Source organism: Alteromonas sp. G4i35, assembly GCF_054960375.1.
Window position 1 is genome coordinate 95,771 of the sequence record NZ_JBHNZD010000015.1, and the last position, 14,900, is coordinate 110,670.

The following is a 14,900-nucleotide window of genomic DNA, read 5'->3' on the forward strand; positions in this document are numbered from 1 at the left end:
TAGCAGAAAAGTGGTTTAAAATTCAGTGATGAACACATGAATATGCCGCATGGCAAGAGCACGGTTTATGCCATACATCAGTAATTTGGCTGCTAAAGCGCAATTACCGATAAACGGCGGTATTTTCGTACTGTGCAGATAAATTATTCCACGACCGAGCGTGTGGCTTATTGATCCAACGCAACAATTGATGGCGATGCATTCGCCATATTTGTCATTTAGGTGACAAATATGGCACAAGAGAAAGGCTGCTTAGCAGATTGTCAAAAAGTGGAGTATAAGGAAAAGTTAAGGGGTATATGAGAGTGTGAACGCGCCTCGTAATTCTCCCAATTCAAACCCTGTAGCTTGATCACTGGGATAGTGCTTTAGAATGGATTGTTTTACTGAAGGTGCCACATTGGCTCCGTGGCATGCCATGCACACCTGACCTTGTTCAATCGCCATCATGTACCTAAACTCACCGCTTTCGCTATCGTATTGATAAGTTTCAATAGGTCTTTTAGGGGCCAAATTGTCTTGCTTAGCTTTGGTCAGTAATTGTGAAAACCACGCCAACTGCTCACGCTCCCATTGATCTGCCGCATTGTTTGGGTTCCTTACTTTCAGCGCGGTACGCCCAACCTCCCACCCATTTTGACTAAGCGCCAGAGCAATAGGAGCCGCTGCAATCTGGCATTCGTTAACGCCAGCCTCTAGCCCTCCGGATTGAATTGCTTGCTGTAGTCGTGACTTTAGCGCGCCTCCCAGTGCTTTTGCGTGTAATCGCGCTTCTTTGACTTTTTCCTGTACACTGTTTTCACTTTTTTTCTCATTGGCAGTCACTGTATCTGCCAATGAATGAGCACTACTTGCCAATAAGCTTATCACCACCAGCATTACGCTATTTTTCATTATAAAACTCTCTTTGGAATTGAATGAGTTGCTACCGAAGTATTGCCGTTTGTCTCAAACAGTGAACAAGCTCTATGCCAATATGATAAATTGCCAAAATTAAATTAGAACAAACTAATATTCAGCTACCCATGAATATATCCATAGTACAAGCAATGATAGATGCGATAGATAAACCCGCAATCTTCATTAACCCAAGCTACGTTATTGAAGCTGTCAACCAGCCCTACAGAGACACCTACCCTGTGGATATAAAGCTTGGCTTTAGCACCTGCTATCAAGTCTCTCACCGCAACAGCAAACCTTGCGATAAGTGCGGCGAGCATTGCCCCATGCAAGAGAGTAAAGCCACAGGACGAGCGGCTAGCGTAGTACACGTTCATACCACCAGTGAGGGTCAAAGCTACTGCGACATCCTCATGCGCCCGATCTTCGACGGTAGCGGAGAATTATTAGGTTTCTTGGAAATACTCGATAAGCTTTCGTTTGCCTCAAACCGACCTTCAGCAGGAAAGATGGTCGGCGAATCAGAAGCATTTAAAGCAATGCTAAACAAAATAAATCGCGCCGCTAACTCAGATATTTCAGTACTACTGTTTGGCGAAACCGGCACGGGTAAAGAGCTGGTGTCCCAAGCACTTCACTCGAGTAGTCACCGTGCTGGCAAACCATTTGTTGTCATCGAGTGTACCGGCATGTCTGACACGCTGCTTGAAAGCGAACTATTCGGTTATGAAAAAGGGGCATTTACAGGCGCAACCACAAATAAGAAAGGGCTCGTAGAAGCAGCGGAAGGCGGCACATTGTTTTTTGATGAAGTCGGCGATATCCCACTTTCCACACAAGTAAAGCTTCTGCGGCTGTTCGAGTCTCAAACTTATCGACCTGTAGGAAGCACAGTGTCTAAAAAGGCTGATTTTCGTTTAGTGTGTGCATCACACAAAAATCTAAAGCACATGGTGGAAACGGGCGAATTCAGACAAGACCTCTACTACCGCATTGCCGGTTTTCCTATCAACCTCCCTTCTTTAAGACAAAGAAAATCAGATATAGCACTGATAGCCGCGCATTTTTTGGCAATGTCTAAAGAGAAAAAACGGTTTCATAAAAACGCGCTAGAAAAACTAACCAACTACCCGTTCCCAGGCAATATTCGCGAACTCAAAAACATTGTAGACCAAGCTATTTTACTGGCTGATGAAACCGTTATTTACGATACAGACTTACCCGAGCTCGATAACATAAGCTCTGATGCTATCAATGATGCCTCTTCATCTCACAGTAACGTTGTGACCTTAGACGAATTGGAACGCCAATACTTACGTCAGGTTCACACGTCTTTTGAAGGCGATACCCAGCAACTTGCACAAGCGCTGGGAGTGAGTACCCGTACACTTTACAGAAAGCTGAAAAAAGCGGGGGTTGGAGATACGTAAAAAATAATAGGTAGAAAAATTACCAAAACGCAGGCTATGATAAAAAGGCGCTAACCAGATAAAGAAAAATGACTTTAAGACGCCTACTTACACTAACACTTTGCCTTTGTATGCTTTTGCAAAATGCATTAGCACTTGGCCTTGCTGCCCATACTATGCAGCAAGCACGTGCGTTTGTAGGTGAAGATATTGAACTTATTTGTACTGGCAAGACCATGCGCTACATTTCAATTAGCGCCACTGAGTTTGAAGGTGAGTTCGTTTTTGTTAGCCCCGAACTGCTCAAAGCACCCGCCGAGCACGTTGACTGTACCAATGGCACGTTAGCCGACTTACCTCAGGTTGACGAGCCACTACATGCCACATTACCTTTACTATCGCTGGTTCGCTATCGCGCTTTAGTCGCGCGTTTAGCGGCTAAGCCCTTTACAGATTTTGCTTACGCGGCGCCGCTAAGTCGTGCCCCACCACACGCATAACAACCTCCCAAACACACTGAACATGCATGCTTTCACCATGCACAACACTCGTTTTTTAAAATGGAATTGTTATGAAGCAATCTATCATTGCGCTTGCCGTATTCACTGCGTGCGCGCCCGTACACATTTACGCAAACACCATCGACTTAGCCGATAACACTTCGACAGAAGTGGTCACCGTTATTGGCACACCGCTTTCCCTTAGCACGCAAAATATCGAGCAAGAGTCTGTTAGTGCTACCAGCAATATTGACGCTGACTTTGGCGATCAGCTTGCCACATTACCTGGCGTGTCGATATCTCGAAACGGCCCAGTCACTGGGCTTATTCAGTATAGAGGACTTTATGGTGACCGAGTTGGCGTAAGCATTGATGGCGTTGATATTGCTGGAGCAGGACCAAACGCCATGGACTCGCCCCTTTCTCATGTGCTGCCAGAACCAGGACTGACCGCCACCCTTTACCGGGGGATTGTGCCAGTAAGTGCAGGTGTGCAGACGCTAGGCGGAAAGCTTCGCATTCACTCTGATGCCTCAGCACTTTTTGACTTGAATACAGGCTTTAGCGGTAGCGTAAGTGCCAGCGCAATATCTCCGGGGAGCGGTCAGCAATACCAAGGCAATCTGTTTTATAAGAGTGAGCAGGCTTTTGTTAGCGGCGCCTTCACTCATCAGCAGCGCGACGAACAAGAGTCGGGAGATAACAGCGTTATACCAAACAGCCATTACCAAAGAAATGGCGGTAAGTTTAGGGCGGGCTATGAGTGGGGCAATCACCAAGTCGATGTGAGTTATCAGCAACTTAATACTAACGAAAGCGGCACGCCTGCTTTAGCCATGGACATTGGTTTTATTGATGCCGCTTGGTATCGACTGGGCTATCGCTATAACGCAAACGATAGGGAGTTCTTCACGTTAAGCTGGTTTGGCAACAGCAACCATCATGCCATGGATAACTTCTCACAGCGCATGGTGATGTCTGCCGACATGGCGAGAGAGAATAACGCTGATGCTATTGCTCAAGGTGTAGATGCCACCTATGTAATGCCATTTTATGAAGGTGACCTCAAACTAGGTGCCAATCTGCACCACAGCAGGAATAACTCGACCATCACCAACCCTAATAACGGCATGTTCTTCGTTGATAACTTTACCAACGTAGAAAAAGACACAGCCAGCGTATACGCAGAATGGCAGCGAGATAAAGCATCTTATTCAACAACAATTGGTACCCGGTATACACGTGTTGACATGGATGCCGGGCTAGCCGGTTCTAATATGGTTATGATGAACCCAGCCATTGCTTCACTCGTTGATGATTTCAACGCGGCAGAACGCAGTAAGAGCTATAACATGTTAGATATTGCCGCTAGCACGCGATATCACGCCAGCGACAATGTCGATGTTGTCCTTGGCGTATCGCAGAAAAACCGTGCCCCTACTTACTTCGAGCGCTATACGTGGCTACCTCTTGGTATTTCTGGGGGAATGGCAGACGGATTTAACTACATTGGTAACTTGGCTCTAGACAACGAAACTGCACGCCAGATAGATGTGGGTATTGATTACCGTTTCAAAAGCTGGTCAGTTTCTCCTCGTCTCTTTTATCAAGATATTGAAGACTATATTACTGGTTCTCCCAGCATGAATATGGCTGCCAATATGGTCTCTACCATGATGGCAGGCACAACACCATTTCAGTGGACTAATACAGACGCCGTAATCAAAGGGGCAGATCTTACTGTTTCGGGTAACGTGTTTGATAACGTGAAGCTTAACGCAGTAGCAAGTGTTCAGCACGGTAATCGCGACGATATCGACGATGCGTTGTTTCGTATTTCCCCCGAACAGCTGATCACCACCATTCAGTGGGACACACAGCTGCTTGATGCGCCAATGGCACTCCAATTAACGTCAGAATTGGCAGGAGCACAAAACCACGTTTCAGCGCTACAAAGTGAAAACACTACCGCTGGATATGGATTAGTGCATATTACGGGGCTTTTCACCCTTATAGATAATGCACAGTCAAACCTTCAGGTAACGGCAACCGTTCATAACCTGTTTGATAAACACTACGCCCCACACACAGCAGGAATTAACCGCGTGATGAATACTGATGTTGCAGTAGGTGAGCGAGTACCCGCTGCGGGACGAGAGTGGCATTTATCGCTAAGCTACAGGTTCTAACCGTTTAAAACTCAAACTGCAAAAGGCATAAAGATAAACCAGTGATTCTCCTTCGCTGGTTTATCTACTCGTAATGTCTGATACACATGCCGTTTTAAACGCTAGAAATGAAAACTTATGCACTAACGTAAGTATTTTGAAGGTAAAGAGCTGTGTCAGATTACAGCGGGAAATAAGGTTGAGAATGCCTGCCACAAGAGCCGCAGGGCCAACAGTGTCACCACTATCTTGAACGCCAGCATAAATTTTTCAGCTGGGACACGCTTTAATACTTTCAAGCCGATGAATGTGCCGAGCGCACCACTGGCAATCATAATAATGATTAGCCCGGCCCACTGGGCAAAAGAAAACCCTACAAAGGTAAAAACAAACGCTTTAAGGCCGTGTTGCAGTGTCATACAGGTGGCAAACGTGCCGGTTATCTGCATTTTGCTGTAATTATTTCGGTGTACAAATGCCGCCACCAGAGGCCCTGTGGCACCTACAAACATTGAAACCAACGTGGTTACTAACCCTGCCAATGTTCTACCCGCGGGGTTCATTTCTTGTGCTTTGGGTTTACTCCCCCACACCAGAAATAAAATAAATGCGGCAACCGCAAATTGTATAATAACCAACGGCAGCTGAACCACAATAAACGACGCCAAGAACGCGCCAACGATTGCGCCTAAAGAAAAATACTTCAGCATACTCCAGTCGATATGCCTTGCCGTCATCAGTGCACGGTTACCGTTTGAACCAAGCTGTACTAAACCGTGAACTGGGATCAGCGCACTGACTGGCATAGTACCGGCCATTACTGCCAGTAATAAGACCCCGCCACCAATACCCAGCGTTGCTGTCATCATCGACGTAAAGAAGGAGGTAACAACAAGTATTACTGATGATGACATCGACATCGCATCATTGGCCGTTAACCAGCTATAAAGTAACTCCAAGGGTCAAATTCCACCTTAATTCGTAACACAGTTTGTATGGTTTGAGTGATCATTACACCAAAACATATCGTTTAAATATCATACAAAACTCACGCCTAGCGCGTAAGGTTATTTATCATGCCTTCTATTAGTTATTTAAACAAAGCACTTCGAATAATACGTGACAAGCAGTGTACAAAAGGCGCTAAGCTAGTTGCCAGGCAACTTCTCCGCAATAGCGGGTTCACTGATAAAGATATTTATGATTGTTTAAAGCAGGGCTCGATTATTCGCATTACCATATTTGAAGCCTAGAGCAGCGTTACACCTTACATCTTACACTTACCGCTTGCCCACCCACTCGCATGGGTCTAATTTCTACACCTAAAAACCCATTGACTTTCTTCATTATGCACAGGATACTCGGGTCATTAAATACTCACTAGCAGCGCACTGTTTTTAAATACTATGCCTAAAAACACGAATACACATACTGCTTACTCAGCGTCTGCGCTGATTATTATTCTCGCTATTCTAAGGAATGGGCGGGTTAGCTAGTGCGTAAATAGAATTCACTAAACCCGCCGCAAAGGCGGGTTTTTTATTGGCTCGTCTTGCGGTAAAAATAACGGAACGACAGCCATGAACAATCCAATATCTCACGTGTTACAACAGTTGCATGACGCAGTAAACCGCGGCGATCAAGACGCCTTATCCCAATGTTATGCTAGCGATGCAACAGTGGTCGCGACCCCTATGTCCAGCTCAACGCAAAACCAAGCCGCTGAAGAACATGCCACGCAGCGAGACTGCGTTGATGCCCTGCTTAAATTTCAAAAGAAATTCATGCCCGATCATTTTGTTACAACCGGAGATGAACGGGTTATACAAGCCGGTGACGTAGCGCTAGTCGTCGCGAAGCTTTACCTTGTTCCCAAAACAACACCCAACGCCCTACCCTGCGAGGGTAAGCGCGCCGTTTATGTTCTGCAAAGGGATGCAAGTGGTGAATGGCGCTGTGTCATCGATAACTTCTTCGGTACTGATTTGTTAGATTTTGCGTGATTCTCTCAAATCCAGGCATTTAATTCTAATAATTAGAATAATTAGATGAATTTTTACGCATTTTAAATTAATAAAAACGAACATAAGATTTATCTCGAGGTTTACGAAGTACTCACGACAAACTTAATCCAAGAGGAAATCACAATGTTCAATATTAAAAAATCAATGGCAGCACTTGTTACTGGCTTAACCTTTCTTGTTCCTTCTGTGCAAGCGGGAGAGCCAGCCAAGAGCCTTCTGACACCCGACAACCACACGGTCATTCTTATCGACCACCAGCCTCAAATGGCGTTTGCAACACGCTCACATTCAATCGAAGATGTGCGCAACAACGTTACAGGTCTAGCAAAATCTGCAAAGGCATTTAATGTACCCACCATTCTGACAACCGTAGCTGAAAAGTCATTCAGCGGCCCGCTTTTCCCGGAATTAAAAGCAGTATTCCCCGACCAAACACCTATTGACCGCACAACGATGAACACCTGGGAAGATAAGCGAGTCACCGACAAGGTTAAGAAATTTAAAAAGAACAAAATTGTTATTGCAGCGCTTTGGACAGAAGTTTGCGGTGTAGGGCCAGTGCTGTCTGCCATTGAAGAAGGCTATGACGTGTATTTTGTAACCGATGCGTCTGGCGGTGTATCTAAAGAAGCTCACGACATGGCGGTTCAGCGTATGATTCAGGCAGGTGCTCAACCCATTACTTGGTTGCAGTACCTTCTAGAACTTCAACGTGATTGGGCTCGCACTGAAAGCTATGTGGACGTGACAAACATCGCAAAAGAACATGCTGGGGGATACGGTTTAGGCCTTATTTACGCAACCGAAATGTTTAACGCCAAAGAAGGCCAGTAGCCTTTGATGCGACAGGTCACCGTGACCTGTCGCACTTGTATCGTTACTGCACGAGGAGTTTAACATGAGAGCTTTGCACCCACTTGTAGCACTATTGACCGCGCTTCAAATCGCAACACTTTCTTTCAGCGTTAGCGCTAATACCGATAGCGCGCAATACGAAAAAGGCCAAACACTTTCACAATACTGTATGGGGTGTCACGGTGAAACAGGCATTGCCAACATTGAAAGTAACCCTAATTTGGCAGGTCAGAACAAACCGTACCTAGTTTATGCACTTAAAGCTTATCGCGACGGCATCAGGAAAGGCGGTATGGCCAGTATCATGCGCCCCAATGCATCAGGGCTTAGCGATGACGATATTGACGCCCTAGCCACTTATTTTGCAGCCCAGTCAGGTAAACAAACCACTAGCCAAAGCAGCAATAACTAGGAGCTATCCCATGAATTTATTATTGTCACGTTTTTCGATTGTTGCTCTATTGTTTGGCGCTAGCCAGGCAATGGCTGCCCCAGATCTGGTCGTTGTAAATGCAAAAATCACAAATTCGAGCGGCCAAACCTATACGGCTCTTAGCGTAGAAAAAGGTAAATTTAGCGCCTTTTCGCAAGATGCCCAACAGCTGCTAGCAGACGCAGATAGTGCCACTCAAGTAATCGATGCAAAAGGACAGCGGCTCATTCCAGGTATTAATGACTCGCATATGCACGTAACGCGAGGAGGACGTTTTTATAATTTAGAAACTCGCTGGGAAGGTATTACAAGCTTGAAAGAAGGCTTAGCCATGCTAGAAGCACAAGCCAAACGCACGCCCAAGGGGCAATGGGTAAGAGTCATTGGAGGTTTCAGCCCTTATCAATTTGAAGAGAAGCGCTTACCTACACCACAAGAGCTTACCGACATCGCGCCAAACACACCGGTATTTGTGCTTCATCTTTACTCAGGTGGTGTGCTCAATAAAAAAGGCCTTGAAGCACTGGGAATAGACAAAGACACCCAAGCGCCAAAGGGAAGCGTGATAGAGCGAGATGCTAACGGCAACCCCACAGGTGTTTTGCTCGCTCAACCCAACCCAATGATTTTGTATAAAACCATTGCAGCGCTGCCTCAGCTAAGCGCAAATGAACAGTTAAATTCCAGTCGACAGTTTTATCGAAAACTACTTAGCCTAGGCGTAACCAGTGTAGTAGACGCAGGCGGCGGTGGCCATACCTTTCCTGAAGACTATACAGCCAGTGAAACCCTTGCCAAGCTCGGTGAGTTACCGATACGGGTTTCTAATTACTTGTTCCCGCAAGTGCCTAATAAAGAAATGGTGAGTTTTGCTACATGGATGAGTAAGTATGAAGCAAATCAAAACCAGCATATTCATTTAGACAATGGCTATGTAATTGAAGGCGGTGGCGAGCTACTCACTTATAAAGCGTCAGACTATGAAAACTTTCGTGCGCCACGCCCTGAACTTCCAGGCGAAGCCGAAGATGCGCTGGAAGAAGTGATTAGGCTTCATCTATTGCAGCAGTGGCCGTTTAGGCTCCATGCCACTTATGACCAATCTATAACACGTATTTTAAACGTACTTGAACATATTCACTCAACACAGCCCGTTGATAGCGTGCGCTGGATTATTGACCACGCTGAGACGGTGTCTGATGAAAATCTCTCGCGCATTAAAGCGTTAGGTGGCTCGATTGCGGTGCAAGGTCGTATGGCCTTTGCCGGTGAGGATTTCGTTGAGCGATATGGCGCCGAGCAAGCCAAGCGTACGCCCCCTATAAAGCAAATGCTTAGTGCTGGTATCACAGTGGGCTTAGGCACAGACGGTACCCGCGTTTCAAGTTTTAATCCATGGGCAACCTATTACTGGGCAGTGAGCGGAAAAACCGTGGGTGGTTTTGATTTAGGTACAAAGCATGTAGACAGACTGACAGCCCTTAAGCTATTTACTCAAGGCAGCGCTGCACTATCTGGAGAAGAAAAGGTTAAGGGTAGATTACAACCTGGCTTTTACGCTGACTTTGCTATTCTTAACCACGATATCTTAAAAATAGGTGAAAAGGCATTGCTAAACACACAAGCACAGTTAACTGTCGTAGACGGCAACGTCGTTTTTGCCGATAGACAGCAGTACCCAAAACTCGCAACACCAATAGAAACAGCCGAGCCCGCGTGGTCACCGGTTAACTTCTCCCAACAACGTTAATTGAGAAAGATCATGGCAAAACGAATTTCATCTCACAAAAAAGATTTAGGTGGCTTCTCAGTAAGTCGCATTATTCCCCACGTTGACGCAAGGAGCATTGGCCCATTTGTTTTTGTTGACCATATGGGACCTGCACATTTCCCAGCAGGCAGCGGCATTAACGTTAGGCCCCACCCGCATATAGGACTGGCCACCATTAGCTATTTAATGGAAGGTAGTATGCTGCATAGGGATAGCTTAGGCACTATTCAGGAAATACAGCCTGGTGACGTAAACTGGATGACGGCGGGTAAAGGCATTGTTCACTCTGAGCGAGAGACCATTGAAACCCGAGGCACTGATCATGTGCTAAACGGTCTACAGTGCTGGGTTGCATTGCCTGAAGAAAAGGCAGATATGGAGCCCAGCTTTATACACGTTAACAAAGCTAAACTGCCGTATATACATCGTGAAAAAGTACTGATGCGCCTAATTGCAGGGGAAGCGTACGGCTACACGTCACCGGTTAAGACGTACTCACCCATGTTTTATTTAGATGTGATAACAGAAGCAGGAGCGGTTATTGAGCGTCCATGTGGCAATTCTCAAACGGCCTGTTACGTTATTTCCGGAAAAGTAAAACTAGGCGATGCAGTATTCAGCGCAGGCGAATTTGTGCTATTGGACGATGAAAGTGAAATTGAAACCATGGAGAATAGTCGCTACTTCCTTTTAGGTGGAGAGAAAATGGAGAAACAACCCATTTTACGTTGGAACTTTTTGGCGTACTCTCAAGAGAAAATAGAAGACGCTGAGGCTCGTTGGGCAAACGGGTTATTCCCAACTATTCCGGGTGACGACCGCGAGTTTATTCCGCTGCCTAAATAAAGCTGTTGTTGTAAGCAGCTCTAGCAACAAACTAATGGCTTTAAGCACAAAATACATTAAAACCAAAAAGAGCAGGCTTATAGCCTGCTCTTTCATTAGCGTAATACCACTACGAATTAATGGTCGTGATCGTCGTGCTCGTGTTCTTCAGCAATACCTAGCCATACTGCACCTGCAGGCTCAAAATCCAGTTCAAGCAAGGTTTCCGTGGTCTCGGCTTCCAAATCAACAGCGAGGATAGCTTGCGCAACAGGGTCAACAACAAACAAGGCTTCTTCGTGTTGCGATGCCGCCATGCTAAATGACTGACCTTCTGCTAGGTTTGCGGCGCTGGCACTGGCCACATCAATTTTGTGCGCAAATTCCCAGTGCGTGTCACCGTCTTCTTCATGCGCTTCTAGCAGTGTTACAAAACCTTTGTCATCTAAAATAACAAAGAATTCACCGCCCATTGAGAAGCCGTAAGATACTGCATGAGCGTCAGTCTCTGGCTGCCAGTCAATCACGCTCATTGTGCTAGTTACAGGCGACACATTGGCCAAGATGGCGCTGCCACCGCCGTGCTGTGAAGCAATACCAATAAACGCTTCTGCGTGTTCATGTCCATACATTGTGCCAATGCGCAGAGCGCCAAGCCCATCAATGTTGTCAATAAACGCGCTGGTAAATACCTCATCATCTTCGTTGAGAATTAATACGCCGTCGCTACAGCCAAATGCCACAGCGATTTCGTTTTGAGCGGCGCCATGTAAATCAGCACACTCGCCGTCAAAGCGTTGCTCTTCTTCGTACTCGCCATCATGCCAGTGATATACCGCAACGCTGTCTGGCAAGATTGGGTTAGCAGAACGAGACTCTGCATCATCACGACGTACAGTACTAATTAGCATGTCTCCACGCGGTTCCGCGACACCGTGCATATTTACAGTAAATTCCAAAGTAGGAACTTCTGTAATTTCACTGGCAATTTGGGTATCGGTTACCACTTTTACCGCTGCCGGCATGCTGGTGTCCGCATTTCCGTCGTAAAACACAGCAAGCTGACCGTCGTGTGTTACTACGTGAGTCGGTTGACTACCTTCAAGGGTGAAACCAGACAGACTTGGGGCTTCTTCATAGTCGTGCAGATGCTCTACGTGATCTTCTCGCCATAATCCACCATCAAGAAACTCAGTTAGTCCGTTTGCTCGGCTGTTGATGACTGCAAAGCGATAGTCTGCGGAGGCGCTTACACTGCTTCCATCAAAGGTTGCAGAAAACGTATCAAGTACTGAATTATCATCTAGATCAAAGACAGTGAGCGTATTTGATGCAGCATCGGCAACAACCAATCTGCCTTCACTTTCAATTTCATAATCTGAGTCGTGATCGTCGTGGTCGTGATCATCCTCTGGCACCTCAATAGGATCCAGCTCTACAATATTGGTTTCTGCATCACCACAGCCTGCGAGCAAAAGTGCGCTGGCTATGGCGCTTAGTACTAGTCTATTTTTCATGTGTGTATCCCTATCAATAATTCTTTTTTATAAGCTGATCTTAGAAATAACCGCGTACGCCGAAAGCAAAGTTTCTACCCGGACGTGGTGCAATATCTTTCAAAAATGAGGTGTGAACGCGCGCTTCTTCGTCGGTTAGGTTTTCACCGCTCAGGTAAACCGATAAATCAATATCTCCCAAAGGAATGTCGTACGTGATTGAAGCATCAACAAGGGTGTAGCCGTCCGTTTCAGTCTCGAACGTCGAGATATCGTCTTGTTTTGCAAAATATGTGATGTCTAGATCTGCGCGAATGTTATCTAACGTGTAGGCAACGTGTGAGCCCACTCGCATGGGTGAAGTGCGAGGCAGTGCGCCACCATCTTTAAGGCGGGCTTTAACGTAGTCGGCGAAGAAATCGAGTTTTAGGTTGTCAGTGGTTTGCCAGGCAACTTGTAACTCAAAACCATGAAGAACAGCGTCAGCTGAACCAAACAGGTAAACAGGTAATTCATCGCTGTGTTCATCTTCGCTATGCTCTTCTTCACCGTGCCCCTCTTCGCCATGATCATGGTCATGACCACTTTCAGCGAATAAGCCGGTTTCTTCTTGGAAGTAGTAGTTATCTACTTGGTTATAAAAAGCATTAAATACAAAGCCAACGTCACCCTGTGTTTTTCTGAACGTTAGGTCGATGTTATTTGCTGTCTCAAGATCGATTGCCGTTTGAGAAAGCACAAACTCGCCTTCCTCTGACAAATCAAACAGGGCGCCAATTTCATAGGTACGGGTGCCAATATGCGGGCCAAAAGAAAGAAGCTCAGAGGCAGAAGGGGCGCGCTCTGAACGGGAAAGTGAAACGCCCACGTTATAGCTTTCATTAATGGTATAAACTACACCCGCTGATAGCGATATAGGTGTAAACTCTTGATCTACCGCGAACTGTCGTACGAACTCGCTGCCTTCATGTTCATGTTCGTCGTGAGCATGCTCATCATGATCATGTTCATCGTCGTGCTCGTGAGCGTCAAGCTCAGGCAACAGCACACTTGATGCGTCTAATGTTACGCTTTCCGCTCGCGCTCCTAGTTGAACCAGAAAATCACCAAAGTGACGCTCTTCCATGAGTGCTACAGCAAACATCTCCATTTCTGAAGGCGGTGTAAAGGCTTCTTCGCCTTGAGCAAATACATCGCTCCCTTTGTAATGAAGGCTGATACCACCGCGCCAGCCAGCCATGGGTTTATGCAATAACTCTACGCGAAGTTCTTCGGTTTCATTACTAAAAGTGGTACCTACTAAACCGCCCTCAACTTCAGCATGTTCATAATCGGTATAGCCCGCTCTAAAGTGAACACTTTGCAAAAAGTCATTAGTAAAGTTGTACTCACCTAAAAGCTGATACTTAGTTTGCTCAAGATCAGCGAATACCGAAGTATCTCCGCCATGGCTGTGCCCAGGCACGCCATACTCTCGCTCAAATCGCTCTACCGCTACGCCAACATAGCCTTGGTCGAATAAATAGCTGGTCCCTAACGTAAACCCATTCGATTCTTCGTTACTGTTTTCAACCACATGGGCGCCATCCGGGTCATCAATGTCAGGGGCAACAGGTGTTTCATAATCATTTGAATCGCGATAAAAACCGTCAGCGTAAAAGGCTATGTTGTCCACCCCAGTAGTCACGTTAAACGTTCCAAGTTTCTGGTCGTTAACGGTTTGCGTTTCTAATACAAATTCACCGCGCGTTTCAGTGGACGTGGGCACACGTTGGTCAACTACGTTCACCACACCGCCTATCGCACCGCTTCCGAAGAACAGGGTTGCTGGCCCACGCAGCACTTCAATTTGTTTAGCGGTTGAGGCTTCACTTGCTACTGCGTGGTCGGGGCCAACACGGGAAACGTCGCTCACATCCAAGCCATTTTGAGTAATCAGTACCCGTGGTCCGCTAAGGCCACGAATAATTGGCGTGCTCGCAACATTGCCATGGAAGTTAGACTGTACGCCGGGTAATTTTTCTAGCGTATCGCCCAGCGTGGCCGCTTGTTGCCGACGTAAGGTTTCGCCAGATAACACGCTCACTGGTGTGGCCGATTCCATCACCGATAAATGCATAGGCGTGGCGTGCACGTCAATCACTTCGATAGCACTGCGCGCCAAGACAAAGTTAGCGCCTTCTGCGTTGTCAGATTGAACTTGCGCATGCTCATGTAAGTGAGCGAAGCCAGAGGCGAATATGTGAAGCGTATAGTCGCCTTCCTTTACGTTAGAGAAAGTAAACTCGCCCAGCTCGTTAGTGCTGGTAACGCGCTTTAGCGCCTCAATTTCAACAGTGGCATTAGCGAGCGGCTTTCCGGCTGCATTAGTTACCGTGCCAGAAAGTGTTTGTGCCAGCGCTGACGGAGATGCTAATAGCAACGCAGGCGCTGAAAGCGATAAGCCTAACGCCAATCGAGACAGTTTCATTATTCTAACCTCTGAATTTGTGTAATGTGATAATGTATCATATTTATTT

At 46.4% G+C, this 14,900-nt stretch carries 12 protein-coding genes; 8 read left to right on the forward strand and 4 right to left on the reverse strand.

Features of this window, described 5'->3' with window-relative positions; all coding sequences use genetic code 11:
- Positions 1 to 288 precede the first annotated feature (288 nt).
- Positions 289 to 894, reverse strand: coding sequence for a Tll0287-like domain-containing protein (locus ACFI6L_RS11480; protein WP_462574035.1), 606 nt, complete (start codon positions 892 to 894; stop codon positions 289 to 291).
- A 155-nt stretch (positions 895 to 1,049) separates the two neighbouring features.
- On the opposite strand from ACFI6L_RS11480, the gene ACFI6L_RS11485 reads away from it, so the two are divergent.
- From ACFI6L_RS11485 to ACFI6L_RS11495, 3 genes are all read left to right on the forward strand, one after another.
- A complete protein-coding gene (locus ACFI6L_RS11485) occupies positions 1,050 to 2,330 on the forward strand; it encodes a sigma-54 interaction domain-containing protein (protein ID WP_371341883.1) in 1,281 nt (426 codons plus the stop codon).
- 68 nt (positions 2,331 to 2,398) lie between these two features.
- A complete protein-coding gene (locus ACFI6L_RS11490; RefSeq protein ID WP_014951154.1) occupies positions 2,399 to 2,809 on the forward strand; it encodes a hypothetical protein in 411 nt (136 codons plus the stop codon).
- A 71-nt stretch (positions 2,810 to 2,880) separates the two neighbouring features.
- On the forward strand, positions 2,881 to 4,998 hold the full coding sequence (locus ACFI6L_RS11495) for a TonB-dependent receptor plug domain-containing protein (protein ID WP_462574036.1): 2,118 nt from the start codon (positions 2,881 to 2,883) through the stop codon (positions 4,996 to 4,998).
- A gap of 155 nt (positions 4,999 to 5,153) precedes the next feature.
- On the opposite strand, the gene ACFI6L_RS11500 is transcribed toward ACFI6L_RS11495, so the two are convergent.
- Positions 5,154 to 5,936 (reverse strand): sulfite exporter TauE/SafE family protein, encoded by a 783-nt coding sequence (locus tag ACFI6L_RS11500; RefSeq protein WP_423083363.1) that lies wholly within the window; start codon positions 5,934 to 5,936, stop codon positions 5,154 to 5,156.
- A gap of 621 nt (positions 5,937 to 6,557) precedes the next feature.
- Between ACFI6L_RS11500 and ACFI6L_RS11505 the strand changes: the two genes are divergently transcribed.
- From ACFI6L_RS11505 to ACFI6L_RS11525, 5 genes are all read left to right on the forward strand, one after another.
- Positions 6,558 to 6,980, forward strand: coding sequence for a YybH family protein (locus ACFI6L_RS11505; RefSeq protein WP_039229165.1), 423 nt, complete (start codon positions 6,558 to 6,560; stop codon positions 6,978 to 6,980).
- A 144-nt stretch (positions 6,981 to 7,124) separates the two neighbouring features.
- The gene (locus tag ACFI6L_RS11510; protein ID WP_014951159.1) at positions 7,125 to 7,835 is read left to right on the forward strand and encodes a hydrolase; all 711 of its coding nucleotides are present in this window, start codon (positions 7,125 to 7,127) and stop codon (positions 7,833 to 7,835) included.
- 64 nt (positions 7,836 to 7,899) lie between these two features.
- The gene (locus ACFI6L_RS11515; protein WP_014951160.1) at positions 7,900 to 8,268 is read left to right on the forward strand and encodes a c-type cytochrome; all 369 of its coding nucleotides are present in this window, start codon (positions 7,900 to 7,902) and stop codon (positions 8,266 to 8,268) included.
- A 10-nt stretch (positions 8,269 to 8,278) separates the two neighbouring features.
- The gene (locus ACFI6L_RS11520) at positions 8,279 to 10,039 is read left to right on the forward strand and encodes an amidohydrolase (protein WP_462574037.1); all 1,761 of its coding nucleotides are present in this window, start codon (positions 8,279 to 8,281) and stop codon (positions 10,037 to 10,039) included.
- Positions 10,040 to 10,051: 12 nt separating this feature from the next.
- Positions 10,052 to 10,906: a pirin family protein gene (locus tag ACFI6L_RS11525; RefSeq protein ID WP_462574038.1), complete on the forward strand. Its 855-nt coding sequence runs from the start codon at positions 10,052 to 10,054 to the stop codon at positions 10,904 to 10,906.
- Positions 10,907 to 11,022: 116 nt separating this feature from the next.
- On the opposite strand, the gene ACFI6L_RS11530 is transcribed toward ACFI6L_RS11525, so the two are convergent.
- Together ACFI6L_RS11530 and ACFI6L_RS11535 are read right to left on the reverse strand one after the other, a co-directional pair.
- The gene (locus ACFI6L_RS11530; RefSeq protein ID WP_462574039.1) at positions 11,023 to 12,402 is read right to left on the reverse strand and encodes a 5-methyltetrahydrofolate--homocysteine methyltransferase; all 1,380 of its coding nucleotides are present in this window, start codon (positions 12,400 to 12,402) and stop codon (positions 11,023 to 11,025) included.
- A 40-nt stretch (positions 12,403 to 12,442) separates the two neighbouring features.
- Entirely contained in the window at positions 12,443 to 14,851 is a 2,409-nt protein-coding gene (locus ACFI6L_RS11535) for a TonB-dependent receptor (RefSeq protein WP_423083359.1), read from the reverse strand.
- Between the last annotated feature and the right edge of the window lie 49 nt (positions 14,852 to 14,900).